Below are 26,167 nucleotides of genomic sequence, written 5' to 3'. Positions count from 1 at the left end.
TGTTTTCACAACCAGTTTTCGCTCAGTTCCCGCTTATCTGCGCTCAACCAACACACTACGGATCTCATATGGAAATCGGACAATACCAACCGAATCTCGACGGCGACGGTCTGCGCATCGGCATCGTCCAATCGCGCTTTAACGAACCCGTTTGCAACGGCCTCGCGGACGCATGCATCGAAGAGCTCGAACGCCTCGGCGTGACGGGCGAAGACGTGCTGCTCGTCACCGTGCCGGGCGCGCTGGAAATCCCGCTCGCGCTGCAAAAGCTGGCTGAAAGCGGCCAGTTCGACGCGCTGATCGCGCTCGGCGCGGTCATCCGCGGCGAGACGTATCACTTCGAACTCGTGTCGAACGAAAGCGGCTCGGGCATCTCGCGCATTGCGCTCGACTTCGGTACGCCCATCGCAAACGCCGTGCTGACGACGGAAAGCGACGAGCAGGCCGTTGCCCGCATGACCGAAAAGGGTCGTGACGCGGCGCGCACCGCTGTCGAAATGGCGAACCTCGCGGTCGCGCTGGAACAGCTGGACGGCGGCGACGACGAGGAAGACGAAGACGAGGACGACGAAGAGGAACGGGCATGAAGAGCGCACGCCGACGCTCCCGCGAACTGGCCACGCAGGGGCTTTATCAGTGGCTGCTGTCGGGTTCGCCGGCAGGTGAGATCGACGCGCAGTTGCGCGGCGCCCAAGGTTACGACAAGGCCGACCACGAACATCTGGACGCGATCCTGCATGGCGTGATCCGCGATTCGGAGGCATTGTCCGCCGACCTCACGCCCTGCCTCGACCGCCCGATCGACCAGTTGTCGCCCGTCGAGCGCGCGGTGCTGCTGGTGGCGGCGTACGAGCTGAAGAATCACGTCGACATTCCGTATCGCGTCGTCATCAACGAGGCGGTCGAGCTCGCGAAGACCTTCGGCGGCTCCGACGGCTACAAGTACGTGAATGGCGTGCTCGACAAGCTGTCGGTGAAACTCCGCGAGGCGGAAACGCAGGCGGCCGGCCGCAAGCAGTAAGCGCGCGCGACGCGCGTAGCTGGCTTCAGATGTTGGCGATGCAGGCGGGTCCGGCGTTACGCGGGCCCGCCTTTGTTTTTTTGCGCGACTGTACTCGCGCATCTGATTGAACTGGACTCATCGAATGAACAGCGTGACCGAACCCCTCGTGAAACTGGCCGCCCGCGTCGACGCCATCCAGCCGTTCTATGTGATGGAACTGGCGAAAGAAGCGGCGCTGCTGGAGCGCGCCGGGCGCGACATCATCCATATGGGAATCGGCGAACCCGATTTCACAGCGCCCGAACCCGTGATCGAAGCCGCCACGCAAGCGCTACGGAGCGGCGTCACACAGTACACGAGCGCGCTCGGCATTTACCCGCTGCGCGAGGCGATCGCCGGTCATTACAGGCACGCGTATGGTCTGGACATCGATCCGGCGCGAATCGTCGTGACGGCGGGTGCCTCGGCCGCGCTGTTGCTGGCGTGCGCCGCGCTCGTCGATCGCGACGACGAAGTGCTGATGCCCGACCCGAGCTATCCGTGCAACCGCCATTTCGTCGCCGCCGCCGAGGGCAAACCTGTGCTCGTGCCAAGCGGGCCGGCCGAGCGCTTCCAGTTGACGGCCAATGACGTCGAGCGCCTGTGGAATGCGCGCACGCGCGGCGTGCTGCTCGCCTCGCCGTCGAATCCGACGGGTACGTCGATCGAGCCGGCTGAACTGAAGCGCATCGTCGAAGCGGTCCGCGCGCGCGGCGGCTTCACGATCGTCGACGAGATTTATCAGGGCTTGAGTTACGACGCGCCGCCCGTGTCGGCGCTGTCGTTCGGCGAGGATGTCATCACCGTCAACAGCTTTTCGAAGTACTTCAACATGACCGGCTGGCGGCTGGGCTGGCTCGTGGTGCCGCCCGCGCTCGTCGGCGCATTCGAGAAGCTTGCGCAGAATCTGTTCATCTGCGCGTCGGCGCTTGCGCAGCACGCGGCGCTCGCCTGCTTCGAGCCGGATACGCTCGCGATCTACGAAGGGCGCCGGCTGGAGTTCAAGCGCCGCCGCGATTTCATCGCGCCCGCGCTTGAATCGCTGGGCTTCACGGTGCCCGTCATGCCTGACGGCGCGTTCTATGTCTACGCCGACTGCCGCAGCGTCGCGCATCCGGCCGCCGGCGACAGCGCCGCGCTGACGAGCGCGATGCTGCACGACGCGGGCATCGTGCTCGTGCCGGGCATGGACTTCGGCTCGTATCAGCCGCGCGAGTACATCCGGCTGTCGTATGCGACTGCGTATTCGAAGCTCGAAGAGGCCGTCGAGCGTCTGCGGAAGCTGTTCGGCGGGTAAGTACGCCGCGACGGTGCCGTCGCGTCGCCGAAAACTAGCCTCAAGGCGTAAGAGAACCCGCCACCCAACGAAAAAGGGCACCCGGAGGTGCCCTTTTCTTTTACCCAATCAGTGTGTCCGAACGCGATCAGGCGCCCAGTTCAGGCTGCTGCGCCACGTGCTTCGCCGCATTCGCGCTCGCGTCATCCTGCTCCGCGCCCTTCACCGGCGTTGCGGCACTCAACGGGTGGCCGTCGAGCGTCATCTGCACGCGCTTGTTCGCACCATTCGACGCCGCTGCTGTGGACGTCGACGTCGAAGCGGTCACCGTCGACGGTGACTGCGGCGAGTTGATCGGCACCTTGCGGCCGCGCGCGATATCGCGCAAGCGCGTACGTTCGGCCATCACCTTCGCGCCGTAACCGCCGTCGTCCTGCGACGTCGAGCCGACGTACAGGCGCAAACCGCCCGGCAACGAACCGCCGCGCGCGATGCAATCCTTCAGCACGATCGCGCCGACCTTGATGTTCGCGAGCGGTTCGAGCGCCGCGTTCTGGCCGCCGAAGTACCGGAACTTGTCCGAGTGAACCGTCGACATCACCTGCATCAGGCCCTTTGCGCCCACGCCGCTTTCCGCGTACGGGTTGAAACCCGACTCGATCGCCATCACGGCGAGCAGCAGCAACGGGTCGAGGCCGACTTCGCGGCCGGTGTCGAACGCAGCCTTTACGAGCTCGCTAACGGGCTCCTGAGCAACGCGGTAGCGCCGCGCGATGAACGTCGCGACGAGGTCCTGCTCGCGGGTGGAAATCAGCACGCGGTCGTCACGGGCGTCAGGCGACACGCGTTGCGACGGAATCATCGAAGCGATCGTGCCGACGCTCGGCAGCGTGCGCGGATCGAGGCCGTTGAGCGCAGCCGACGAAAGGCCGGTGCTCACGCCCGAGCCGGACGGAGCCGTGAAGCTGCTGTTGTCGCCGGCGACGTTGTAGCCGGCGTCAGCGGCGGCAGCCGCCGAGTTGGGGTTGTCCTTCGGGCTCGATGAGATGGACGAGCTCGACAGCGTATCGTCTTGCGGCGCCGCGTTGCCGCGCTGTTGAGGCGCGAACGACGGCAGCGGGTTGCCCTGCAGCAGACGGGCGGGGCCAGCCTGCACGGCGGCCGTGACGAAGGGCATCAGCCGCGTTGCCAGCGTCAGGCGCCAGCTCGGCATCAGCCACAGCGTGAGCGCGAACAGGACAGCGAATCCGCCAACCACGCTGAATAGATGATGACTTACACGCGTCCCTTGACGCAGCGCGCCGCGCATGACTTGCGCGATCCGCTCGTTGGGACGCCACGATAACCAGGCGTTCATTCAGATCTCCCATGTTGCTGGCTTTCGCGAACACCGTTAGAACGACCGGCTGGACTGCTGTTCGAAAGAGCCAAGACGCCGCCTGCTCTGGTTAAGGCGACAACGACGTCGGGAAAACGGCAAAAAGTACCGTTGGGGAGCCAAAATCTTAAAAAAGACCGCCTGCATGCCAAAAAGCACGCATGCGATGGCTCCCACGCGAAAAAGCCAGCGTCGATATGCGCTGGTGGAGACTACATATGACCGTCAATACCGTGCAGGAGCGGTAAGAGCGACGCGTTGCGTCTGAAGGACCGGGGGACGGTGGTAAAAACTATCAATTCCCTGCAACCGATGTGACCGGATTCTAGCAGGGTTTTATAGATCGTCAACACTATAGACTGTCAAATCTATAACTAATTGTAATAATGAACACTGTTCAGTCCGCCGGATCCCCCTGCACAAGGGGGTTTCCAGCCGATTGGCAATTTCGGTATTCAACGTGCGCTTCCTAACGCAGGTAAAATCGACAATCCGTTCGGGCCGCTTGTTGGTCGGTTGATCGTCACCGCGCCGCCCGCTTCGCCACCGTTTTCAGCCCTTGCATGGCCGCTTCGCGGCTGCCAGACCGGACCGATGAAATACAAAGACCTGCGCGACTTCGCGAGCCGCCTCGAATCGCTCGGCGAACTGCGCCGTATCTCGCAAAACGTGTCGCCTATCCTGGAAATGACCGAGCTGTGCGATCGCGTGCTGCGTGCAGGCGGCCCGGCGTTGCTGTTCGAGTCGAAGCAGACTCATGCGTTCCCGGTGCTCGGCAATCTGTTCGGCACGCCGCGGCGCGTCGCGCTCGGCATGGGCATCGATACTTCCGCGCAAGGCGGCGCCGCGGACAGCGACAGCGCGGCGCTGGAGTCGCTGCGCGATGTAGGGCGTCTGCTGTCCGCGCTGAAGGAGCCGGAGCCGCCCAAGGGCCTGAAGGACGCGGGCAAGCTGCTGTCGCTCGCGAAGGCGGTGTGGGACATGGCGCCGAAGACGGTGAGCGCCCCGCCCTGCCAGGAAATCGTCTGGGAAGGCAACGACGTCGATCTCGCGAAGCTGCCTGTCCAGACCTGCTGGCCCGGCGACGCGGGGCCGCTGATCACCTGGGGGCTGACCGTCACGCGCGGGCCGAACAAGACGCGGCAGAACCTCGGCATCTATCGTCAGCAAGTGATCGGGCGGAACAAGGTCATCATGCGCTGGCTCGCGCATCGCGGCGGCGCGCTCGACTTCCGCGAGTTCGCGCTGAAGAACCCCGGCAAGCCGTATCCCGTCGCCGTGGTGCTCGGCGCCGATCCTGCGACGATCCTCGGCGCGGTGACGCCCGTGCCCGATACGCTGTCCGAATACCAGTTCGCCGGCCTGCTGCGTGGCGGACGCACCGAACTGGCGAAGTGCATCACGCCCGGCGTCGACACGCTGCAAGTGCCCGCGCGCGCGGAGATCGTGCTGGAGGGCTTCATCTACCCGCAGGAGGCCGCGCCGGCGCCCGCGCCCGAAGGCGCGCCGCCGCGTCCGACGAAAGGCGCGAGCGCCGCGTACGAACACGCGCTCGAAGGCCCATACGGCGATCACACCGGCTACTACAACGAGCAGGAGTGGTTCCCTGTCTTCACGATCGAGCGCATCACGATGCGCCGCGACGCGATCTATCACTCTACCTACACCGGCAAGCCGCCCGACGAACCCGCCGTGCTCGGCGTCGCGCTGAACGAGGTGTTCGTGCCGCTTTTGCAGAAGCAGTTCACCGAGATCACCGACTTCTATCTGCCGCCCGAGGGTTGCAGCTACCGGATGGCGATCGTGCAGATGAAGAAGAGCTATCCGGGCCACGCAAAGCGCGTGATGTTCGGCGTATGGAGCTTCCTGCGGCAGTTCATGTATACGAAGTTCATCGTCGTCGTCGACGAGGACGTGAACATCCGCGACTGGAAGGAAGTGATCTGGGCAATCACGACGCGCATCGACCCGACACGCGATACCGTGCTGGTCGATCGCACGCCGATCGACTATCTGGATTTCGCGTCGCCCGTCGCGGGTCTCGGCTCGAAGATGGGGCTCGACGCGACCAATAAATGGCCCGGCGAAACCGACCGCGAATGGGGCCGGCCGATCGTAATGGACGATGCCGTCAAGGCGCGCATCGACGGCTTGTGGAACGAACTCGGTCTGTGAGTCGCGCAGGTTTCAATAACAACAAATCATCAACACGGTTGGACGGATGCATAGCTTGTCGATGTTGTCGGACGGTTTTTTTCTGTCGTTGTCGTTGTGCCTCGATATCGGTCTCGTCAACGTCGCGATCATCTCGCTGACGTTGTCGCACGGCTTCAGGCCCGGCTTCTGGCTCGGCCTCGGTTCCTGTTTCGGCGATCTCATCTACGCGGCGCTCGCGCTTGCGGGCATGGCGGCGCTGCTGCAGTTCGAATCGGTGCGCTGGGTCGTATGGATCGGCGGCGCGGCGATCCTGCTTTTTCTGACGTGGAAGATGGCGCGCGAGGCGCTGGTTCCGGCCTCGGCACCGCCCGTCGAAGGTGAAGCCGACGCGTCGACGCCGCATCTCGATCCGACCCGCGGCTTCCTGCGCGGCGTGCTGCTCGCCGTCTCGTCGCCGAGCGCGATCCTGTGGTTTGCAGCCGTCGGCGGCGCGCTGATCGCCAAGGCCGGCGCGACGACGGTGACGACTGCGCCTGTGTTCCTCGGCGGCTTTTTTCTCGGCGGACTATGCTGGACGCTTTTCATCTGCGGACTGGCGAGCCACGGGCGCAAACGCGCGGGCACGGGCCTGCTGCGCATCTGTCACGTGTTATCGGCGCTGCTGTTCGCTTATTTCTCGTACAGCGTGATCGTCAACGGCTACCACGATCTGATCGTGCAGACGGCGCACGCGGCGAGCTGACAGGAGTCGCGCCCGCGACGCTATCGGTCCCTGAAATGCAAACGGCGCAACGCGGCGGTCAGCCGGCGTTGCGCCGTTTTTCCATTCAGCCTGCGTAGCGCCGATGTGCTACGTAGCCAGAACATCAATAGCGATAGTACGGACGGCCGTAATAGCCGTGATGGTAATAAGGCCGGTGATAGCCGCCGTAATACCCGCCGACTACGACAGGCGGCGCATAGATCACGGGCGGCGGTGCATAAACCACGGGCGGAGGCGGCGGCGCGTAATACACGGGAGGCGGCGCGGCATACACGGGATAAGCAGGCGCCACGGGCACACCGATGCCGATACCGACGGACACATGCGCCTGCGCCGCAGTGGCCATACCCACCCCGAGTGCGGCTGCAGCGATAAACGGAACGATCTTCTTCACTTGTATTTCTCCTGGCGGCTCGGCCACCACGACCGGGTCGCATGACGGACATGCTCTGAATTCAATTTATCGAAAAAGCCTGCATGCCGTTGTCTGCATTTGTTGCAAATTGCAATTACCGTAAAGCGGTTCGTCGGTCAGCGCTCTTTCTATATTGATCAGATGATGCAGATCATCGCGAAAATCAAGGGCTTGGCCGTCGATCGCTTGCGAATCGGGCGTCCTGACCGCCTTTGCACGTCGCGCCTGGCGCGCTTCGGTAATGTTTATTTACAAAATTCACCGACGGGTGTTGCGGGCTCGCATCAGGAGCCGCCGAAGCGAAAAAGCGCCCGCCAATGAAAAACGCCCGGCGCGTGGCCGGGCGTTTCGCGTGATCGGAAATGAAACGAGCGTCAACCGACTTTCACGTAGGTGAACTCGCGCGTGACGTTAGGCGGCACATAAGCGCCGCTGATCTTGACCCGTGGCGTAAGGCGCTTCTTCTGATCCCACCAGCGACGGCGTTGGGAATGCGTGAGGAACCGCAAGTGCTTTCGGTAAGCAAAGATGCTCATCGTGACCTCCCGATTCTGACTGCGAGACATTGAAAACCAAGGTGACTGCCAATTCACTCCTACGGAAATCCTGAGGCAGTTTTCGCGCCTGTTTGCCCGTGCTGCCACGACCGTGTGTTCGCGAGCGGCCCTGAAAGCATCAGTTGACCGCGAAACGCACGTCTGCATGCGCCCAAACCACGTGCGGAAACCGCCAGTTTGCGCCCTGTATTTATTGGAGCGCGATACTCCAGCTTCCGTCCTCAGTCCGTCGGGAGCAGGAACCATGTCCCAGCCCTCCTTGCCACGCCTGGGCTTCGTCGGCGCGGGCCGGATTGCGCGCTGTCTTGCGCTCGGCTTCGCACGCGCCGGATATCCCGTCACGGCCATTGCGAGCCGCTCGCCCGAATCGGCACGGCAACTCGCCAGTCAGATCGAATCCTGCGCCGCGTATGACGACCCTCAGCGGATCGTCGAGTCGGCGGACATACTCTTTTTAACCGTACCCGATGACAGCATCGGTTCGACAGCGAACACACTCACGTTTCCCGCCCGCGCGGCGCCCGGCAAGGAAGCCTGGGCCGTCGTGCATTGCAGCGGTGCGTCGCCCGTCGAACTGCTTGCCCCGGCTCGGGACCAGGGCGCGTCGATCGGCGGTTTTCATCCACTTTACCTGTTCAGTGGCGATTTGACAGATGTCGATCGCATCGCCGGGTGCTCGGTGACGATCGAGGCCAACGGCGCGCTCAAGGACGCGCTGATGGCACTCGCCGCCGCATTGCGCTGCCATCCGCTGTCGATTCCCGCCGGCGGCCGGCTTCTGTATCACGCGGCGGCCCACTATGCGGCGAGTTTTGCCTTATGCAGTCTGGCTGAGAATGTGAATCTTTGGCGCAAGCTCGGCTTCGACGAACACGACGCGCTGCGCGCGCTACTCCCGATGATGGCAGGCACGCTCGAAACCGCACGCGACCGGGGCCTCGCCAACGCGCTCGCGGGACCGGTTTCGCGCGGCGACCTGGGCGTGGTGGAAAAGCAACTGTCGCTGATGGAGGAAATGGGCGGCGACCATGGCGCGCTGTTCGGATTGATGTCGCGGCGGGCGGTCGCGCTCGCGCGCCTGCGCGCGACGCCGCCCGCCGCCGTCGACGCCATCGGCGCGGCAGTCGAGCGCTCGCTGACCCGCACGCTCAAAGGCGCGGCGAAAGGTGCAAGCGCCGAGTAAGCCGTGATAATGTGACGTCCGGCATGAGCGGGCCTTCATGATTGCCGTCCCTTACGGGGCACGGCGGCACGGACGGCCCGCCGGCAACGCTGGACCACCACGCGAGCAACGATACGCAGCAGGCGCACGACGCCTTCCTGCGCATCGCGACCAATCGACGAGAACGCACAATGATCAAGGTCAGCATCCTCTATCCGTATCGAGAAGGCGGACGTTTCGACGTCGACTATTATTGCGGCGCGCACATGCCGCTCGCCGCGAAGCTGTTCGGCGCGGCGCTGAAGGGCTGGTCGGTCGACATCGGCATCAACGCCGGGCCGCCGGGCTCGCCGCCGCCGTTCGTCGCGGCCGGACATTTCCTGTTCGATACCGCCGACGCGTTTTATGAAGTCTTCAAACCCGCCAGCGACACATTGCTCGCCGACATTCCGAATTACACGGACGGCGGCAACGGCAAGATCCTGATTAGCGAAGTCAAGGTCGCGGTCTAGCGCCGCGACGGGCGCGCACAACCATTCTGGTGAGACGCGCAATGCACGTCGCGCGCTCGATGTTTACAGCCGTCCGCCGGCCCGCCGGCGCCATGCGTCCCGCTTGACGGGACGTTTTCTGAAGGAAAGGACCCACGATGTTCGGCGATATCGCCCGTTTTCTGCTCAATACCATCTTCACGCTGTTCGGCGCGGCGTTGCTGCTGCGCGCCTGGCTCCAGTTCATCCGCATGCAGCCGTACAACCCGGTGTCGAGCGCGGTGATGCAAGTGACCAACTGGCTCGTGCTGCCGCTGCGCAAGATCATTCCCAGCACGCGCGGGATCGACTGGGCGAGCATCGTCGCCACGCTGCTCACGTCGCTCGTGTATGTCGTGCTGATGGTGGCGATCGTCGGCGTCGATCCGCTCGGACTGATGCCGTCGCTGCTGATCGTCGCGCTGCTGACCGTGATCAAATGGGCACTCAACCTGCTGATCTGGCTGACCATTCTGATGGCGCTGCTGTCGTGGCTCAATCCGCGTTCGCCCGCCATGCCGATCCTGTATCAGCTGACAGCGCCGTTTCTCGATCCGCTGCGCAAGATCGTGCCGCGCCTGGGCGGCATCGATCTGTCGCCGATCCTGCTGTTCGTGATCGTCCAGGTGTTGCTGATGGTCGTGACGCGCGCCGCCGTGTCGCTGACGCTGTTCGGCATCTGAACGGGTAGGTGCGCGCCGGGTGCGCTGCGCATCCGGCGATTTGCCCAAAGCCGCCGAAACCGCGTAAAATAGCGCGCTCTGCGGGCGTCGTATAATGGTAATACCCTAGCTTCCCAAGCTAGAGCCGTGGGTTCGATTCCCATCGCCCGCTCCAATTTCAGCCGCTCCTCTGCCGCAGCACGCACTGGCGGAGAGACCAGGCGGAGAAGCCAGCGTGAGAGCCGCCTCCCTGAAGGCGGCTTTTTTATAGCGTGCGTCCTGCTGCGAATGTCGTACGACGCTCGAATGACGCGCCCTCACGCACAGCCGTTTCCCGCCGCCACCCTTGTCTTCATCACGATGATTCACGATCCGAACGAAGCCGGCCTGCCGCGCGATCCTTCCGAGTTTTCCAGCGACAACCCGACTGAACTGCCCGAACCGGCCGAAACCGCCGACGCCACCGCGCCCGACAACGCTCTGCACCTGCGCCGCATCCGCAGCTTCGTGACGCGTGCTGGCCGCGTGTCGACGGGACAGCGCCGCGCGATGGACGAACTCGGCCCTCGCTTCGTCATGCCCTACACGGCTGAGCAGCAGGACTGGGAGGCCATCTTCGGCCGCCGCGCACCGCGCATTCTGGAGATCGGTTTCGGCATGGGCGCGACCACGGCCGAAATCGCTTCGCACCGCACCGACGACGACTTTCTCGGTGTCGAAGTGCACGAGCCGGGGGTCGGCGCGCTGCTGAAGCTGATGGGCGACCAGAACCTGTCGAACATCCGCATCATCCAGCACGACGCCGTCGAGGTGCTCGAAAACATGATTGCGCCGCAGAGTCTGGACGGCGTGCACATCTTCTTTCCCGATCCGTGGCACAAGGCGCGTCATCACAAGCGCCGCCTGATCCAGCCGAAGTTCGTCGCGCTGCTGGTGTCGCGCATGAAGCCGGGCGCGTATATCCACTGCGCGACCGACTGGCAGAACTATGCGGAGCAGATGCTCGAAGTGCTCGGCGCGGAGCCCGCTTTGGAGAACACCGCCGATGGCTACGCGCCGCGCCCCGACTACCGTCCTGTGACGAAGTTCGAGAAGCGCGGCCTGCGCCTCGGGCATGGCGTGTGGGATCTGATTTACAAACGTCGCCCGAATAGCTGAAGCGCAACATCGGCTTCAGAAACAGAAACGGCCTGCGGTTCGCAAACCGCAGGCCGTTTTTACATCTGCAGGACTATCAGAGAAGCGGCAGGAACCTCAATCCGCCCAGCTCAACCCGCCGCTGTAGCCGATCAGCAGGATCAACAGACCGAAGCCGATCCGATACCACGCAAACGCGCTGAAATCGTGCGCCGCGATGTAGCGCAGCAGCCAGCGCACGCACGCAAACGCACTGACGAACGCCGCCAGAAAGCCGATCGAGAAAAGCCCGAGCGCATCCGTCGACAGTTCGTGCCAGCCCTTGTGGAGCTCGTAGACGGTCGCGCCGAAAATGATCGGGATCGCGAGGAAGAACGAGAACTCGGTCGCGACGCGCCGGTCCAGCCCGAACAGCATGCCGCCGATAATCGTCGAACCCGAACGCGACATGCCAGGAATCAGCGCGAAGCATTGCGCGAGGCCGACCTTGAGCGCGTCGAGCGGGCTCAGGTCGTCCATCGAATGCACGCGCGCCTGGACGTCGGGCCGGTTGCGCTGCCGCGACTCGACCCAGAGAATCAGTACGCCGCCCACCACCAGCGCAAGCGCGACAGGCACGGGCGAAAACAGCACCGCCTTGATCGACTTCTCGAACAGCAGACCCAGCACGATCGCCGGAATCGTCGCGATGATCACGTTGAGCGTGAAACGGCGCGCCTCAGGCCGTGTCCCGAGCCCCGACACGACGTCGACGATGCGCTGCCGGAACTCCCAGCAGACGGCGAGAATCGCGCCGAGCTGGATCACGACATCGAAAGTCTTTTCCTGCGGCACATCGAAGTTGAGAACACTGCCCGCGACGATCAGGTGACCCGTGCTCGACACCGGCAAAAATTCGGTCAAGCCTTCCACGACGCCGAGAATCAGCGCCTTCAACGTGAGTATCCAGTCCATCCGTGGCCTTTTAGCTTGGAGTTGGTAGGCGATGCGCGGCCGCGTCAGCAAGGATGGCGCGGCCGTCCGGCCGCGCATGTGTCACTTTTCGACGATCTGCACGCGTATGCCGTTTGTAAGGACCGTGATTGTACCGGGTTCGTAGTTCACTCCGGCAAATTGCAGCTGCTCGGGCTTGAATGTATAGACGGGATAGTTGGCCAGCAGCTGGGTGGCCATCAGCGCGGCGGCCGCGTTGATCTGCTGCGCGTAGGCTTGCGCGTTGCCGTCGACGCTGACGTTGTCGACATTGGGCGAGCGCAGCACGACGGAACGGCTCTGCGGATCGTATTCGAGCTGGCTCGACAGCGTGAGCACGCCGTTCACGGGCTGCTGAAGGAACGGACTGGCGAGCCGCGCATCGACCCGCACCGACACGCGGTTCGTATCGGGCAGCAAGCCGACGACGGGATTGCTCAACGCGACATCGAGCACCTGCGACACCGTGCGCTGATACGGAAACTTGCGCTGGACGGCGTCCTGAACCTGCTTTTGCGAAAACGTGTAGTGATCCGGAATAAACGGAAACGTCGACGTTGCGCATGCGGCGAGTGGCGCCGTGACGCTCGCGGCCGCGCAGGCGGACAACACGGAAATCAGAAAGCGGCGCCGTGCGGGCGCAGCGGATTGGGTCATGCGGATTCTCCTGTCGGCCATGCACGATGGCCGCTGTGAAACGGCGCGCGCCGCGTCGGTGTTGCTTGTTTTCCCGGACCCGATCGGCCCATACGGGACCTTGTCGGCGCACGGATTCGAGTGACTGTTTTCCAGCGGATGCGCTGTGCAAAAAGCCGGGCCGCGATCACGGCCGCGTGTCGGCCTCCAGACGCGCGAGCCAGACGAGCGCCTCAGCGCGCGAGCTGCCACACATTTCCGCCTGCGGCTGTAGACCCGAGCAACAGGCCGGACGTTCCGGCTGGCCGAAAATCGCGCAGCGCAGATCGTCGCCGAGCTGCACGCAGCGCACGCCTGCGGGCTTGCCGTTCGGCATGCCCGGAATCGGGCTGGTGATCGACGGCGCGATGCAGCACGCGCCGCAATCGGGGCGGCACGCGTGATCCGCGGTCGCGGACGGCGGTTGAGACAAATGGACGGACACTACGCACTTCCTGAAACACGAACACGCTAAACGGCGGATAAATCGTTCGAAAACTTGACGCCGATCAAACCAGCATTGTGCCATCTGCCGAGTGCGACCTTTTTACCCGATCTCTCGCGCATGTGCTCCCGTACACTCGTTCGAGCTCAACCCACGCTCGCGCGGCGCCTGCCCTGTTCACCCGAGCGTCACAGCGAGCCGCATCCGAAGCGGCTTGCGCATCATCCGGCGGGCGTCTGGAGACCCTTCGATGAACACCGCTCCTTCCGGCCCATTCTTCCCCTCGGCGGATTCGCTGTTCCGCCCCGACCTGCTCGCTAAATACAGCGCGAACGGCCCGCGCTACACGTCCTATCCGACCGCCCTTCAGTTCCGCGACGACTTCCCGCTCGACGACTATCGCCGCGCCGCCGCCGACACAGGCGCGACGGAAACCGACCTGTCGCTGTACTTCCACATTCCGTTTTGCGACACCGTCTGCTTCTACTGCGGCTGCAACAAGGTCGTGACGAAGAACCGCGCGCGCTCGGCGCCGTATCTCGCGCGGCTCAAGCGCGAGATCGCGTTGCAGGCGTCTCTGTTCGATACCGCGCGGCCGGTGTCGCAACTGCATTGGGGCGGCGGCACGCCGACGTTTCTGTCGCACGACGAAATGACGGAGCTGATGGCGACGACGCGCGAGCACTTCCTGCTGCGCAGCGACGCCGAAGGCGAGTTCTCGATCGAAGTCGATCCGCGCGAAGCGTCGCCGAAGACCATCGTGCATTTGCGAAATCTCGGCTTCAACCGCCTGAGTCTCGGCGTGCAGGATTTCGATCCCGTCGTGCAGCGCGCGATCAACCGCATCCAGCCACTCGAGATGACAGCCAGCGTGATCTGCGCCGCGCGCGCGACGGGCTTTCATTCGATCGGCGTCGACCTGATCTATGGGCTGCCGTATCAGACGGTCAGCAGCTTCAGCAGGACGCTCGATACGATGCTCGAACTCGCGCCCGACCGGCTCTCCGTGTTCGGCTACGCGCACATGCCGCAGCTCTTCAAGATGCAGCGGCAGATGGATGCGTCCACGTTGCCCTCGCCTGCCGAGCGGCTTGCGCTGCTGCGGCTCGTGGTCGAGCGTCTGACGGGCGCGGGCTATGTCTACATCGGCATGGACCATTTCGCGCTGCCTACCGATGAGCTCGCGCGCGCTCAGGCGAGGCGCACACTGCATCGGAATTTCCAGGGCTACAGCACGCGCGCCGAATGCGATCTGATCGGCTTCGGGGCGTCGTCGATCGGCAAGGTCGGCGATGTGTATGCGCAAAACGCGAAAGACCTGACGGGCTACGCCGCGGCAATCGACAAAGACGAGCTGGCGATCAAACGTGGCGTGCGCCTCACCGCCGACGACCGGCTGCGCCGCGACATCATCACGCAACTGATGTGCAATCTCGAACTGCGCTTCGACGAGTTCGAAGCTGCGTACGGCATCCGCTTTCATGACGCGTTCGCGCCGGAACTGGAGCGGCTGCGCGCCTTCGAGGACGACGGGCTGGTGAAGATCGGCGCACGGCGGCTCGATGTGGAACTCGCCGGGCGGATGCTCGTGCGCAACATCGCGATGGTGTTCGACCGCTATCTCGGCCAGCAGGCGATGCAGCGCTTTTCGCGGACGGTCTAGCCGCGAGGGCAGGTCGGCTTGCCCGCCGACAGGTTTTCCGCCATAATCTGCGTCTTCGCTTGGTGTCAAAGCCGTGCGAGACAGTCTGCAAAGGCCGCAACACAAGCCCAGGTGGTGAAACAGGTAGACGCAGGGGACTCAAAATCCCCCGCCGCAAGGCGTGCCGGTTCGAGTCCGGCCCTGGGCACCAGAGTTTCTGCTTCACACGAACCCGCGTTCATCGTTAGATGCCGCGGGTTTTGTGTTTTCTGGCCGCGCGCCATGGGCGCAAAAAAGCCGGATCGCCTTACGGCCAATCCGGCTTCTGTTTCATCGACAGTGTCAGAAATGCGGTGCGCTTCAGCGCCCGCCCGCCGCACCCGCCAACTGATGCGCAGCCGCGCGCCTGCGCTTCAAGACATAGCCGACCCACATCAAGAAAAGCCACACGGGCACCAGCAGCACCGACACGTTCAGTCCTGGCGTCATCGCGAGAATGACGAGAATCATCGCCATGAATGCAAGACAGATCCAATTGCCGACCGGGAACCACAGCGACTTGAATACGAGCGTCTCACCCTGCGCGAGCATCGCGCGACGCGACTTCAGATGCGTGAGGCTGATCAGCGACCAGTTCAGCACCAGCGCGGCGACGACCAGCGCCATCAGCACGTCGAGCGCCTTCGCGGGAATCAGGTAATTGATGATCACGCAAGCGAACGTCGCAACCGCCGACAGGCCGATCGCCATATACGGCACGCCGCGGCGATCAACCTTGAGCAACGCGCGCGGCGCGTTGCCCTGCTCGGCGAGGCCGTACAGCATGCGGCTATTCGCATAGACACCGCTGTTGTACACGGACAATGCCGCCGTCAGCACGACCACGTTAAGCACATTCGCCGTCAACCCTGCACCGATCTGCGAAAAGATCATCACGAACGGGCTGCCGCCTTCCGCCACCTGATTCCACGGATACAGCGACAGCAGCACGACCAGCGAGCAGATGTAGAAAATCAGAATCCGGTAGATCACCTGATTCACGGCCTTCGGAATGCTCTTCTGCGGATCGTCGGCTTCGGCGGCCGTGATGCCGATCAGCTCCAGCCCGCCGAACGAGAACATGATCACGGCGAGCATCATGAAAAGGCCATGAAACCCATACGGGAAGAACCCGCCCTTGCTCCACAGGTTTGAGATCGACGCCTGCGGACCGCCATGCCCGCTCAGCAGCAGATAGCCGCCGAATACGATCATGCCGATCACGGCCACGACCTTGATGATCGCGAACCAGAACTCGGTCTCGCCGTACGCCTTCACGTTCGTGAGGTTGATCGCGTTGACGATGACGAAACACACGAGCGCCGACACCCACGCCGGCACTTCCGGCCACCAGAAATGCACATAGGTGCCGACGGCCGTCAGTTCGGCCATGCTGACGAGCACATACAGCACCCAGTAGTTCCAGCCCGACAGGAAGCCAGGAAAATCGCCCCAGTACTTATACGCGAAGTGGCTGAACGAACCCGCGACGGGTTCCTGCGCCACCATCTCGCCGAGCTGCCGCATGATCAGAAACGCGATGAAGCCACCAATCGCGTAGCCGAGAATCATCGACGGTCCCGCCGACTTCAACACGCCCGCCGATCCGAGAAAGAGGCCCGTTCCGATCGCTCCGCCCAGCGCAATCAGTTGGATATGCCGGTTCTTCAGCCCGCGCTTCAGGCCGTCATGCTGCTGTCCGTTGCTCAAGATGTCTCACTCCACTGCATTGAAATACGCACTGCCCGGGCAAAACCCGTCTGGAAAAACCGTAAATTGTACCCTCCGACGTAGTGCCCACCTATCGGGCACGCCCGGCGCGTTCCGCCTCGTGGCGCGCTGCACCCGCACCGGCGCCGCCGCGACAGATTTCCACGCAACCGCCAAACCGTTGCGCAACGTGTCCGAAAACTCCGTGTGATAGCGGTTGTCACCCTGGCCTGCGTTCGGTATGTTCGCAGAATCCCGTCCAGCCGATGGAGTCGCCATGTCGCCGAAACGTCTGCTCTATGCCGTTCTCCTTGGCGCTTGCGTCGCCACAACCGGCGTGTTCGCGCAGACGGGACAACCCGCGCCAGCGGCGGCGCCGACCGCCGCACCTGCGCCGGATGTGCCACCCGCACCGCCCGCGCCGGCCGCCGCCGAGCCTGCACCGCCGCCACCCGCAGCGGCACCGGCTCCAGCGCCCGCGCCCCGCCCCGCCGCCGTAGCCGCGCCGCCGAGCGGCCCAGTGCAGAACATCGTGCTCGTGCACGGCGCGTTCGTCGACGGTTCGAGCTGGAACGGCGTGATCGCGCGGCTGCAGAAGAAGGGCTATCGGGTCGCGTCGGTGCAGATTCCGCTGACGTCGCTGGCCGACGACCTCGCCGCGACCAGACGGGTGCTCGCTCAACTATCCGGTCCGACCGTGCTGGTCGGGCATTCGTGGGGCGGCGTCGTGATTACGGAAGCCGGCTCGGGACCGGACGCGTCGAAGGTGGTCGGCCTCGTCTACGTCGCGGCTATCGCGCCGGACGTCGGCGAGTCGGCGGTCGATATCCTCAAGCGCGGCCCGCAGGCGCCCATCGGCTCGGCGATGATCAAGGACAGCACCGGCTTTCTGTGGCTCGATCCCGCGCGATACCACAGCGATTTCGCCGCCGACGTGCCCGAAACCCTGACGCGCGTGCTGGTCGCCGCGCAGCAGCCGATCGCCGCCAAAGCCTTCGACGAGCGCGCGACGCAAGCCGCGTGGCGCTACAAGCCGTCGTTTTACATCGTGACGTCGCGCGACCGCGCCGTGCCGCCTGAAATCCAGCGCTGGATGGCGCACCGGATCGGCGCAACGATCGTCGAGACGCCGTCGAGCCATCTGGTGCCCGTCGCGCATGCGGGCGCGACGGCGGATGCGATCGACCGCGCGGCGAAGGAGTTCGGCAAGGAATGACGGCCGTGCGGCGCTTGCGGCTTCAGGGCGACAGCACCGCGGCGCCGTCCGGAATCCGCGCGAGCCGCGCCGCCGGTGAAATCACGATGATCCACGCCTGCACCGCAAAGCCGAGCGCGGCCGCGACGAGGCAGGCATCCATGCCGAAGCGCGCGCTGATCGCCGCGCCGAGCAGCGCGCCCACGGGCCGCGCGCCGTAGGTCGCCGTGCTGTTGAGCGCCGACACGCGGCCCATCATGCCGGCGGGCGTGATCGCCTGACGCAGCGTCGTCGACCCGACCGTCCATAGAATCGGCCCCGCGCCCATCAGGAAGAAGCTCGCCGCCGCGAGCCAGAACGACGGCACGGCAAGCGTCGCGACCATCACAAGCGAAGCGGCCAGTCCGCAAAACGGCCCAACGAGCAACATGCGCCCGAACGCCATCCGCCGCGCGACGGAAGGCGCGGCGAGCGCACCGCACACCATGCCGATGCCGAACGCGCCCAACGTCGCGCCAATGGCCGACGCGCTCAAACCCAGCCGATGTACCGCATAAGGCACGTACACCGCCTGCAGCGTGAAAAAACCGATGTTGAAGAACACGGCCGTCGCGAGCATCGGACGCAGCAGTGCGTCGCCGAACACGAAGCGCGCTCCGTCGCGCAGTTCGAGCATGAAATGGCGCGTTGCCTTCGCCGCGCGCGGCGGCTCACGCAAGCCTGCCAGCAACGCGGCCGCGAGCGTCGAGAGCGCCGCCGCGCATCCGTAGGCCCAACCCGCGCCGATCCAGCCGACCAGCAGTCCGCCGAGCGCCGGCCCCGCCGAATAGGCGACGCTGCGCGCCAGCTCGATCCGCCCATTCGCGACGGGAAGCACATCGCGCGAAACGAGTGAAGGCACGAGCGCCGGCGCGGCGACGCTGTACGCCACCGTGCCCGTCGCGCCGAGAAAGCCGAGCACGGCGAGCAACGGCAGCGTCAACGCATGCGCCAGCACGAGCAGCAGCACGCACGCCATCGCCAGCGCGCGCACGCCTTCCGAAACGGCCATCAACGCGCGGCGCGACCGGCGGTCGGCGTAGACGCCAAGCGGTATCGACAGCAACAGGAAGGGCAAGGTCTGCGCGGTTTGCAGCAGCCCGGTATCGCGCGCGGTCGCGCCGAGCGTGAATACGGCGACGAGGGGCGCGGCGGCAAGACTGATCTGTTCGGCGGATTGTGCGATCAGGTTCGACCACGCGAGCTGGTGGAATGGCGCGGGCAAGCTCGCTCGAGATGAGGAAAACGGCAAGGGAAAGCGCATCGGCAGCCTCCGTGACGCGATGACGAAAAACCCATCGTCACGGTTTCAGCCGATCGTTACGCTCCGCTTCTTGCTCTGTGATTCCGTCAGACAACAACGTGCCGCAGGCCCGCATCAAGGCGCATACGACGACGCCATTCCGCTTTCCAGCCCGTGATCGAGCGTCGTGCGGATCAGCGCGAGGCCGCGCGCGAGCGCATCGAGCGAGACAGCTCCACTCATGCACACGCGGATCGCGTGCGGCGCGGCATTGCGGCCGATCACGAAGCTGTCGGCCGTTTTCACGAGCACGCCTTCCTGGCGCAGCGCCGCCGCGAATTCCGCCGCGCGCCACGGCTCGGGCAGCGGCAACCACAGGTGCGAGCTGGTCGTCGCGTGCCGGTACGCGACGCCTTCGAGCGCTTCGTTCGCGATCGCGTGCTCGGCATCGATTCGCGCGCGCTGCAACGCGTTGAGCCGATCCATCTCACCGCTTTCGATCCAGCGCGACACGATCTCGGCCATCAGCGGTGCCGTCATCCAGCAGTCGCTTCGGATCACGGCGGCGATCTTCGAGCACCACGCGCTCGGCGCCTGCAGATAGCCGACCCGCAACCCCGGCGCAACCGACTTCGACAGCCCCGCGATCAGGAATGCCTGCTCCGGCATGCGTACCGCGAGCGGCTCGGGCGGCGCTTCCATCAGCATCGCCGGGACGATGTCCTCGATCAGCAGCACGCTGTGCCGCTGCAGGATTTCCGCGACGGCGTCGCGCCGTTGCTCCGACATCGTCGCCGTGGTCGGATTGTGGATGGTCGGCACGCAGAAGATCGCGCGCGGATGCAGCGACTTGCACGCGAGTTCCAGCGCGGCGGGCACGAGCCCTTCCTGATCGATTTCGACGCCGACCAGATGCAGCCGCAGTTGCCGCGCGAGCGCGATGATGCCCGGATAGCTGACCACCTCGGCCAGCACCGTGTCGCCCGGACGCGTGACGGCGCGCAGCACCGACGCGAGCGCATGCTGCGCGCCCTGCGTGACGAGCACGCGCGCGGCGCTCGCCGGACTGCCCGCACGGCCGAGCCACGCGGCGCCCGCGAGCCTATGGCGCATCGAGCCGGCTTCGGGCGCGTATTGCAGCAGTTCGGCCGCGAGGCGCTGGTCGGTGGCGATCTCGGCGAGCGTCGTGGACAGCGCGGCCGCTTCTTCCGTCGATTGCGGCACGTTCTGGCCGAGGTCGATCAGTGGCGGCGCGCTGACCGCGCCAGGACGCAACGTTGCATAACCGCTGGCGGCGGGCGGCAGCTCGCGCGAGCGCGCCTGCGCCACATACGTGCCGTCGCCGACGCGCGCATTCGCGAGGCCCTGGCGTTCCAGTTCGGCATAAGCGCGGCTGATCGTGCCCGTCGTCACTTTCAGTTCACTTGCAAGCGAACGATGCGGCGGCAGCTTTTCGCCGGCGGGCAATTGCCCGTTGAGGATGGCCTGCGCGAACGCGCGCGCAATGACCTGATATTTCGGTTCGCTGCCCGCCTCGATTCTTGGCAGCCAGGCATTCATCGCCATGATGCGACGGTCTCCGGAAGTTCGTTGAGTTGTGTCATTCGGATGATACGCAACGCATATCCCAGAATTGGATGCAGTCATTTACTTTTATTGAAGCGATTGAGTTGCCTGCGTCACCTTCATAGCATGGCGTCATTCTTATCCCATTCGAAACGCATTGCGCATCGCATTGAATGCCGCACTGCGTCAATTCAGGAGGAGACGCCTGATGGATCGCGCAACAAGCGAGGCCGCAAGCCGGACCGCGCAAACGACCCGCATCACCCGCATCGAAGTCACGCACCATCAACTGGTGCTGGATCCGCCGTTCCCCGCCTCGTGGGATAGCCAGCCGCGCCGCAAATTTCCCGCGACGATCGTGCGCGTGCACGACGACGCCGGCCACGTCGGCATCGGCTCGGGCGACGCGATGTACGGCTTCGCCGACTATCAGCATCTGTTCATCGGCACCGATCCGCTCGACCTCGCGCGTCATAGCGCCGTGCTCGACAACATCGGCTTTCACGCCGGCCGTCCGTGGCCGCTCGATATCGCGCTGTGGGACCTCGCCGGAAAAATTCGCGACGAAGCGTGCTGGCAGATGGCGGGCGGGCGTAGCAACCGGATTCGCGCGTACGCGTCGAGCGGCGTGCATCGCCGCCCCGATGAAATGGCGCGCATGGCGCTGCATGTCGTCGACCGCGGCTTTCCGGCGCTCAAGATCCGATTCGGACGTTCGCAACTGAAAGACGATTTCGCCGTGCTCGCCGCCGTGCGCGAAGCCGTCGGCGACCGGATCGAACTGATGGTCGATTGCAACCAGGGCTGGCGCATGCCGTGGGACACGGCCGCGCCGTGGACCTTCGATGAAGCGCTCGCCGTCGCGCGCGAACTGGAAAAGCACCGCGTCTACTGGATGGAAGAGCCGCTGCATCGCGGCGATTACGACGGCATGGCGCGGCTGCGCAAGGCTGTGTCGCCGGCATTGCGCATCGCCGGCGGCGAGATGACGCGCGAGCGCTACGAGTTCGATCAGCTGCTCGCGCGCGATTGCCTCGACGTGTTCCAGCCGGATGTCGCGTGCTCGCTCGGCATGGAAGGGCTCCGCAAGCTCGCGCAAGCCGTCGAGGCGCACGGTAAGGTCTTCACGCCGCACACGTGGGGCAACGGCATCGGCCTCGCCGCGAACCTGCATCTGACGGCGGGCGCCGCGAGCGCGCCGTTCATCGAATTTCCGTACGACTCACCCGAATGGTCGATCGAGCGCCGCGACTTCATGCTGATGAACCCGATCGATATCGACAGCGAAGGCTGGATCACGCTGTCCGATGCGCCGGGCCTCGGTCTTTCCATCGACGAAGACATCCTTGCCGCGACGCTCAGTTCCAGTAACACGTACGGCTGACGCCTCGACCTGAAAGGCGCTCGACGACAGCGCCAACTATCCAATCACAATCGGAGACACACCATGCAGATCAGATCCCTGCTGCGCGCCGCCACGGTCGCGCTCGCCGCCGGCGCGTTATGGCCCGCCGCCGCTCATGCCGGCACCTGGTGCTCGGCGGGCAAGCCCGTGCGCTTTGCGGGCGTCACGTGGGAAAGCGGCTCGTTCACGTCGGAAGTGCTGCGCTTCATCACCGAGAAAGGCTACGGCTGCAAGACGGACACGATCCCCGGCAACACGGCCGCGACGGAAACGGCGCTGGCGCGCGACGATCTGCAGGTGTGGTCCGAACAGTGGACGGGCCGCTCGGAAATCACCGCGAAAGCGGTTGCCGACGGCCACGTGAAGCTGCTCGGCGACACGCTGCCGGGCGGCACCAATGAAGGCTGGTTCGTGCCCGAGTACGTCGTGAAGGGCGATGCGAAGCGCAACATCAAGCCCGTCGCGCCGAACCTCGTTTCGGTGACCGATCTGCCGAAGTACAAAGGCGTGTTCGAAGACGACGAAGAGCCGGGCAAGGGCCGCTTCCTGAACTGCCCGTCGGGCTGGGACTGCGAGCGCGTGAACCGGCGCCTGCTGAAAACGCTGAATCTCGACGACTCGTACACCGACTTCCGCCCCGGCACGGGCGCGGCACTCGATGCCGCGATCGAATCGGCGTATCAGCGCGGCAAGCCGATCCTCTTCTACTACTGGGAACCCGCAGCGCTGATGGCGAAGTACAAGTTCGTCCAGCTGAAAATGCCCGCGTTCAACCAGAAGTGCTGGGACACGCTGCGCGCGGATAACAGCACGTCGCAATGCGCGTCGTCGTATCTCGTATCGCATCTGAAGGTCGGCGTGTCGACGCCGTTCTATCAGGCCGAGCCGCAACTGATGGACACCTACTCGAAGGTCAGCTTCCCGATGGACTTCCTCAACAAGACCATCCTCGAGATGACGAGCAAGAAGATCGACGGCCAGACGATGGCGAAACAGTTCCTGCGCGATCACCCGGATATGTGGAAGGCATGGGTGCCCACCGACGTGGCGCAAAAGGTTCAGGCCGCGCTGGCTGGCTGATATCGACACCGACGCGTCATGACGTACCGGAGGGTTTCAACATGAATTCGATCTTCCTGCATCTGTCGATCGCCGACTGGGTGAACGACCATGTGCAATCGTTCGTCGCCGCGTACGGCGACAGTTTCCACGACTTCAGCACGGCGCTCTTGCGCTATGTGCTGGTGCCGCTCGAAGGCGCGCTGCGCGCGACGCCCGCATTGGCGATCCTGATCGCCGTCGGGCTGCTGACGCTGAACGCGACGCGGCGCATCGGCATCGCGGCGTTTTTCGTGCTGCTGCTGTATGTGATCGGCTGCTTCGGTCTGTGGGACAAGCTGATGCAGACGCTCGCGCTGATGCTCGTCGCGACCGTGCTGTCCGTCGTGCTCGGCGTGCCGCTTGGCATCTGGGCGTCGCGCAGCCCGTGGATGCGGCGCGTACTGCTGCCCGTGCTCGACATCATGCAGACGCTGCCGAGCTTCGTGTATCTGATCCCCGTGCTGATGCTGTTCGGCCTCGGCAAGGTGCCCGCGATTCTCGCGACGATCATCTACGCGCTGCCACCGCTGATCCGTCTTACCGATCTCGGTATCCGGCATGTGGATGGGGATGTCGTCGAAGCGGCCCGCGCGTTCGGCACGACGCGCTGGCAGCTGCTCGTCAACGTGCAGTTGCCGCTCGCGCGGCCGAGCATCATGGCGGGTATCAACCAGACGACGATGATGGCGCTGTCGATGGTCGTGATCGCGTCGATGATCGGCTCGCGCGGACTCGGCGAAGACGTGCTCGCGGGCATCCAGACGCTCGATATCGGCAAGGGCATGCAGGCGGGCATCGCGATCGTGATTCTCGCGATCGTCATCGACCGGATCAGCCAGGGCTACGGGCAGGACCGCCGCACGCGCAGGCTCGTCGCGCAGCGCCGCAGGGCGAAGGCGGCATCGCGCGTTCCGTATCGGAATGCAGGCGCGCCGCGTGAAGACGAAGCAACGGCAACGGGCAACGAAAACGCAACGCAGAGCGGCCTCGAAACCCGCGCGGCAGATTGACGGAGGGCACGGACATGTCATCGATCGAAGTGAAGAACGTGTACAAGCTCTTTGGCCCGGAAGCGGGACACAAGCGCGTGCTCGACCTGCTGAAAAGCGGCAAGACCAAGCCGGAAGTGCTCGCGCAAACGGGCTGCAACGTCGGGCTGAACAACGTGAGCCTGCATATCGGCTCGGGTGAGATCTACGTGATCATGGGGCTGTCGGGCTCGGGCAAGTCGACGCTCGTGCGCCACTTCAACCGGCTGATCGAGCCGACGGCGGGCGAGATCGTGATCGACGGTTCGGACGTCATCAAGCTCGATCCGCATGGGCTGCGCGAGCTGCGCCGCTACAAGGTGAGCATGGTGTTCCAGAACTTCGGCCTGCTGCCGCATCAGACCGTGCTCGACAACACCGCCTATGCGCTGCGCACGCGCGGCGAGAGCAAGGCGGAGGCGAACGAGAAGGCGCGCATGTGGCTCGGCAAGGTGGGGCTCGACGGATACGGCGACCATTACCCGGATGAGCTGTCGGGCGGCATGCGTCAGCGCGTGGGTCTCGCACGCGCACTCGCCGCCGATACCGACGTGCTGCTGATGGACGAGGCGTTCTCCGCGCTCGATCCGCTGATCCGCACGGAAATGCAGGATCAGCTTCTGCAACTGCAGGCGACGCTCAACAAGACAATCGTGTTCATCACGCACGATCTGGACGAAGCGCTGCGCATCGGCAACCGCATCGCGATTCTGCGCGACGGCACGCTGGTGCAGGAAGGCACGCCGAACGAAATCCTCACGAAACCCGCCGACGACTACGTCGCGCGGTTCGTCGAACGGCGCTCGGGCGCGCATTGAGTTTGGTCTTGCGCTGACGCTGGCGGGGCAACGCAAGGCGGCGGGTAAAATGCAGGCGATGACGGCGTCCTTCACCACGAAGGACGCCGTCGACGTTTGATACATCGCTGTTCGTCTGTGCCCTTCTGCCCGCCCCAATGAATCTCGAAAGCGTTCTCTTTTCCCAGGGTTTCGGTTCGCGCCGCCAGTGCCGCGCATTGATCGCGGATGGCCGCGTGTCGGTCGGCGGCGCGACGCTCGCAGATCCCGACGCCAACGTCGATACGAATGCGCTGGCGTTCGAAGTCGACGGTACGGCGTGGCCTTATCGTGAGCGCGCTTACATCCTGCTCAACAAGCCCGCGGGCTACGAATGCTCGCGCGATCCGCAGCATCATCTGAGCGTGTTCAATCTGTTGCCCGCGCAGTTCGCGACGCGCGGCGTCCAATGCGTCGGACGGCTCGATCAGGACACGACGGGCCTGCTGCTGCTCTCCGACGACGGCCAGTTCGTCCACGCGTACACGTCGCCCAAACGCAAGGTGCCGAAGGTCTACCTCGCGACGACCCGTCATCCACTCGACGACGCGCAACTCGCCGCGTTGCGCGAAGGCGTACTGCTGCACGGCGAAGCGAAGCCGATCGCGGCCGTCGCTGCTCATGCGCGCGGCGAACACGCGCTGGAACTCACCGTGCTGGAAGGCAAATACCATCAGGTGAAGCGGATGGTCGCGGCGGCGGGCAACCGTGTCGAGGCGCTGCATCGCGAGCGGGTCGGCGGGCTCGCGCTGCCCGCGTCGCTGGCTGAAGGCGCGTGGCAATGGCTCGATGAGTCTCACCTGGGCGCACTACGGAACGGGTAAACGATCAATGCCCGGCCTCATCGTTTCAAGTGATTGAGACTACGTGGGATTCCGAACAAAAACGCTACAAAAACCTTGCAGAACGCTGCGACGTAGCATGCTTGCTCCGAACGCCCGTCCTATACTCGGATCAACAAAGATTACAAAGCTGGCAAGGAGGCGCCATGGTCATCTACGGCAACCTGGCGGTTTCATACGCGATGATGGCGTTCATCGGGCTCGGACTTTTGCTGATTGGCGGCGTGTTGGCCGTCATGCATCGTCGGCACAGGTACGAGCCGAATCTGGTCGCTGCTCTGATCGGTGCGTTCTGCTGCTTCCTGTTGCTGGAAGCGCTACCTGCCCTCACCTGATCGCTGCGCTTTCCG

28 protein-coding genes and 2 tRNA genes are annotated in these 26,167 nt (G+C 64.4%); 21 read left to right on the top strand and 9 right to left on the bottom strand.

Annotated features, from left to right (window positions below):
- Window positions 1–68: 68 nt before the first annotated feature.
- From ribH to C2L64_RS03420, 3 genes are all read left to right on the top strand, one after another.
- Window positions 69–587, top strand: a complete 519-nt coding sequence (ribH, locus tag C2L64_RS03430) for a 6,7-dimethyl-8-ribityllumazine synthase (RefSeq protein WP_007589500.1) — start codon at window positions 69–71, stop codon at window positions 585–587.
- Window positions 584–1,021 (top strand): transcription antitermination factor NusB, encoded by a 438-nt coding sequence (gene nusB / locus C2L64_RS03425; protein WP_007749953.1) that lies wholly within the window; start codon window positions 584–586, stop codon window positions 1,019–1,021. The genes ribH and nusB overlap by 4 nt, the downstream gene beginning before the upstream one ends.
- 124 nt (window positions 1,022–1,145) lie before the next feature.
- Entirely contained in the window at window positions 1,146–2,339 is a 1,194-nt protein-coding gene (locus C2L64_RS03420) for a pyridoxal phosphate-dependent aminotransferase (protein ID WP_090836100.1), read from the top strand.
- Between the two features lie 127 nt (window positions 2,340–2,466).
- On the opposite strand, the gene C2L64_RS03415 is transcribed toward C2L64_RS03420, so the two are convergent.
- Window positions 2,467–3,675 carry a transglycosylase SLT domain-containing protein gene (locus C2L64_RS03415; protein ID WP_090836099.1) on the bottom strand — a complete coding sequence of 403 codons (1,209 nt, stop codon included), beginning with the start codon at window positions 3,673–3,675 and terminating at the stop codon, window positions 2,467–2,469.
- Between the two features lie 615 nt (window positions 3,676–4,290).
- On the opposite strand from C2L64_RS03415, the gene C2L64_RS03410 reads away from it, so the two are divergent.
- Entirely contained in the window at window positions 4,291–5,871 is a 1,581-nt protein-coding gene (locus C2L64_RS03410; protein WP_090836122.1) for a UbiD family decarboxylase, read from the top strand.
- 46 nt (window positions 5,872–5,917) lie between these two features.
- On the top strand, window positions 5,918–6,595 hold the full coding sequence (locus C2L64_RS03405; protein WP_007589507.1) for a LysE family translocator: 678 nt from the start codon (window positions 5,918–5,920) through the stop codon (window positions 6,593–6,595).
- A 124-nt stretch (window positions 6,596–6,719) separates the two neighbouring features.
- Here the strand turns inward: C2L64_RS03405 and C2L64_RS03400 are convergent, their stop codons facing one another.
- Window positions 6,720–7,010 (bottom strand): hypothetical protein, encoded by a 291-nt coding sequence (locus C2L64_RS03400; RefSeq protein ID WP_090836121.1) that lies wholly within the window; start codon window positions 7,008–7,010, stop codon window positions 6,720–6,722.
- A 102-nt stretch (window positions 7,011–7,112) separates the two neighbouring features.
- Between C2L64_RS03400 and C2L64_RS03395 the strand changes: the two genes are divergently transcribed.
- Window positions 7,113–7,352 carry a hypothetical protein gene (locus tag C2L64_RS03395; protein WP_143055709.1) on the top strand — a complete coding sequence of 80 codons (240 nt, stop codon included), beginning with the start codon at window positions 7,113–7,115 and terminating at the stop codon, window positions 7,350–7,352.
- Between the two features lie 53 nt (window positions 7,353–7,405).
- Here the strand turns inward: C2L64_RS03395 and C2L64_RS54025 are convergent, their stop codons facing one another.
- Window positions 7,406–7,567, bottom strand: a complete 162-nt coding sequence (locus tag C2L64_RS54025) for a hypothetical protein (RefSeq protein WP_007735200.1) — start codon at window positions 7,565–7,567, stop codon at window positions 7,406–7,408.
- Window positions 7,568–7,832: 265 nt separating this feature from the next.
- On the opposite strand from C2L64_RS54025, the gene C2L64_RS03390 reads away from it, so the two are divergent.
- From C2L64_RS03390 to trmB, 5 genes are all read left to right on the top strand, one after another.
- A complete protein-coding gene (locus tag C2L64_RS03390; RefSeq protein ID WP_090836098.1) occupies window positions 7,833–8,771 on the top strand; it encodes a Rossmann-like and DUF2520 domain-containing protein in 939 nt (312 codons plus the stop codon).
- Window positions 8,772–8,941: 170 nt separating this feature from the next.
- Entirely contained in the window at window positions 8,942–9,262 is a 321-nt protein-coding gene (locus tag C2L64_RS03385) for an EthD family reductase (protein WP_090836120.1), read from the top strand.
- A gap of 137 nt (window positions 9,263–9,399) precedes the next feature.
- Window positions 9,400–9,963: a YggT family protein gene (locus tag C2L64_RS03380; protein WP_007589519.1), complete on the top strand. Its 564-nt coding sequence runs from the start codon at window positions 9,400–9,402 to the stop codon at window positions 9,961–9,963.
- 80 nt (window positions 9,964–10,043) lie between these two features.
- Window positions 10,044–10,117: transfer RNA gene (locus C2L64_RS03375), tRNA-Gly, on the top strand.
- Window positions 10,118–10,302: 185 nt separating this feature from the next.
- Window positions 10,303–11,100 (top strand): tRNA (guanosine(46)-N7)-methyltransferase TrmB, encoded by a 798-nt coding sequence (gene trmB, locus C2L64_RS03370; protein WP_090836119.1) that lies wholly within the window; start codon window positions 10,303–10,305, stop codon window positions 11,098–11,100.
- Between the two features lie 96 nt (window positions 11,101–11,196).
- Here trmB and C2L64_RS03365 read toward each other — a convergent pair whose 3' ends face one another.
- The gene (locus C2L64_RS03365; protein ID WP_007589521.1) at window positions 11,197–12,033 is read right to left on the bottom strand and encodes an undecaprenyl-diphosphate phosphatase; all 837 of its coding nucleotides are present in this window, start codon (window positions 12,031–12,033) and stop codon (window positions 11,197–11,199) included.
- Between the two features lie 81 nt (window positions 12,034–12,114).
- Window positions 12,115–12,708, bottom strand: a complete 594-nt coding sequence (locus C2L64_RS03360; RefSeq protein WP_090836097.1) for a DUF1439 domain-containing protein — start codon at window positions 12,706–12,708, stop codon at window positions 12,115–12,117.
- Between C2L64_RS03360 and C2L64_RS55830 the strand changes: the two genes are divergently transcribed.
- Window positions 12,707–12,832, top strand: a complete 126-nt coding sequence (locus C2L64_RS55830; protein ID WP_256211463.1) for a hypothetical protein — start codon at window positions 12,707–12,709, stop codon at window positions 12,830–12,832. The genes C2L64_RS03360 and C2L64_RS55830 overlap by 2 nt on opposite strands.
- Before the next feature lie 42 nt (window positions 12,833–12,874).
- Here the strand turns inward: C2L64_RS55830 and C2L64_RS03355 are convergent, their stop codons facing one another.
- A complete protein-coding gene (locus C2L64_RS03355; protein WP_090836096.1) occupies window positions 12,875–13,171 on the bottom strand; it encodes a YkgJ family cysteine cluster protein in 297 nt (98 codons plus the stop codon).
- A gap of 250 nt (window positions 13,172–13,421) precedes the next feature.
- Between C2L64_RS03355 and hemN the strand changes: the two genes are divergently transcribed.
- Both hemN and C2L64_RS03345 read left to right on the top strand, forming a co-directional pair.
- Window positions 13,422–14,834: an oxygen-independent coproporphyrinogen III oxidase gene (gene hemN / locus C2L64_RS03350; protein ID WP_090836095.1), complete on the top strand. Its 1,413-nt coding sequence runs from the start codon at window positions 13,422–13,424 to the stop codon at window positions 14,832–14,834.
- Window positions 14,835–14,939: 105 nt separating this feature from the next.
- Window positions 14,940–15,024, top strand: a tRNA-Leu gene (locus C2L64_RS03345).
- A gap of 149 nt (window positions 15,025–15,173) precedes the next feature.
- On the opposite strand, the gene C2L64_RS03340 is transcribed toward C2L64_RS03345, so the two are convergent.
- Window positions 15,174–16,562 (bottom strand): amino acid permease, encoded by a 1,389-nt coding sequence (locus C2L64_RS03340; RefSeq protein WP_007747518.1) that lies wholly within the window; start codon window positions 16,560–16,562, stop codon window positions 15,174–15,176.
- Between the two features lie 277 nt (window positions 16,563–16,839).
- Here C2L64_RS03340 and C2L64_RS03335 point away from each other — a divergent pair, with 277 nt between their 5' ends.
- The gene (locus C2L64_RS03335) at window positions 16,840–17,778 is read left to right on the top strand and encodes an alpha/beta fold hydrolase (protein WP_090836094.1); all 939 of its coding nucleotides are present in this window, start codon (window positions 16,840–16,842) and stop codon (window positions 17,776–17,778) included.
- A gap of 22 nt (window positions 17,779–17,800) precedes the next feature.
- Here the strand turns inward: C2L64_RS03335 and C2L64_RS03330 are convergent, their stop codons facing one another.
- Both C2L64_RS03330 and C2L64_RS03325 read right to left on the bottom strand, forming a co-directional pair.
- Window positions 17,801–19,060, bottom strand: a complete 1,260-nt coding sequence (locus C2L64_RS03330; protein ID WP_090836093.1) for an MFS transporter — start codon at window positions 19,058–19,060, stop codon at window positions 17,801–17,803.
- A gap of 114 nt (window positions 19,061–19,174) precedes the next feature.
- Entirely contained in the window at window positions 19,175–20,605 is a 1,431-nt protein-coding gene (locus C2L64_RS03325; RefSeq protein ID WP_007747526.1) for an aminotransferase-like domain-containing protein, read from the bottom strand.
- A gap of 208 nt (window positions 20,606–20,813) precedes the next feature.
- On the opposite strand from C2L64_RS03325, the gene C2L64_RS03320 reads away from it, so the two are divergent.
- The 6 genes from C2L64_RS03320 to C2L64_RS03295 all read left to right on the top strand — a co-directional run bounded on the left by C2L64_RS03320 (window position 20,814) and on the right by C2L64_RS03295 (window position 26,152).
- Window positions 20,814–21,989 carry a mandelate racemase/muconate lactonizing enzyme family protein gene (locus C2L64_RS03320; protein WP_090836092.1) on the top strand — a complete coding sequence of 392 codons (1,176 nt, stop codon included), beginning with the start codon at window positions 20,814–20,816 and terminating at the stop codon, window positions 21,987–21,989.
- A gap of 63 nt (window positions 21,990–22,052) precedes the next feature.
- Complete coding sequence (locus C2L64_RS03315; RefSeq protein ID WP_090836091.1) at window positions 22,053–23,090, top strand: ABC transporter substrate-binding protein; 1,038 nt, start codon at window positions 22,053–22,055, stop codon at window positions 23,088–23,090.
- 41 nt (window positions 23,091–23,131) lie between these two features.
- Entirely contained in the window at window positions 23,132–24,121 is a 990-nt protein-coding gene (locus C2L64_RS03310) for an ABC transporter permease (RefSeq protein WP_090836090.1), read from the top strand.
- 14 nt (window positions 24,122–24,135) lie between these two features.
- A complete protein-coding gene (locus C2L64_RS03305) occupies window positions 24,136–24,957 on the top strand; it encodes a quaternary amine ABC transporter ATP-binding protein (protein WP_009769519.1) in 822 nt (273 codons plus the stop codon).
- Between the two features lie 137 nt (window positions 24,958–25,094).
- The gene (locus C2L64_RS03300; RefSeq protein ID WP_090836089.1) at window positions 25,095–25,799 is read left to right on the top strand and encodes a pseudouridine synthase; all 705 of its coding nucleotides are present in this window, start codon (window positions 25,095–25,097) and stop codon (window positions 25,797–25,799) included.
- 164 nt (window positions 25,800–25,963) lie between these two features.
- Window positions 25,964–26,152 carry a hypothetical protein gene (locus C2L64_RS03295; RefSeq protein WP_007747542.1) on the top strand — a complete coding sequence of 63 codons (189 nt, stop codon included), beginning with the start codon at window positions 25,964–25,966 and terminating at the stop codon, window positions 26,150–26,152.
- Window positions 26,153–26,167 lie beyond the last annotated feature (15 nt).

This window comes from Paraburkholderia hospita (genome assembly GCF_002902965.1).
Lineage (GTDB): Bacteria > Pseudomonadota > Gammaproteobacteria > Burkholderiales > Burkholderiaceae > Paraburkholderia > Paraburkholderia hospita.
This window is presented reverse-complemented; position numbering and strand designations above follow the sequence as displayed.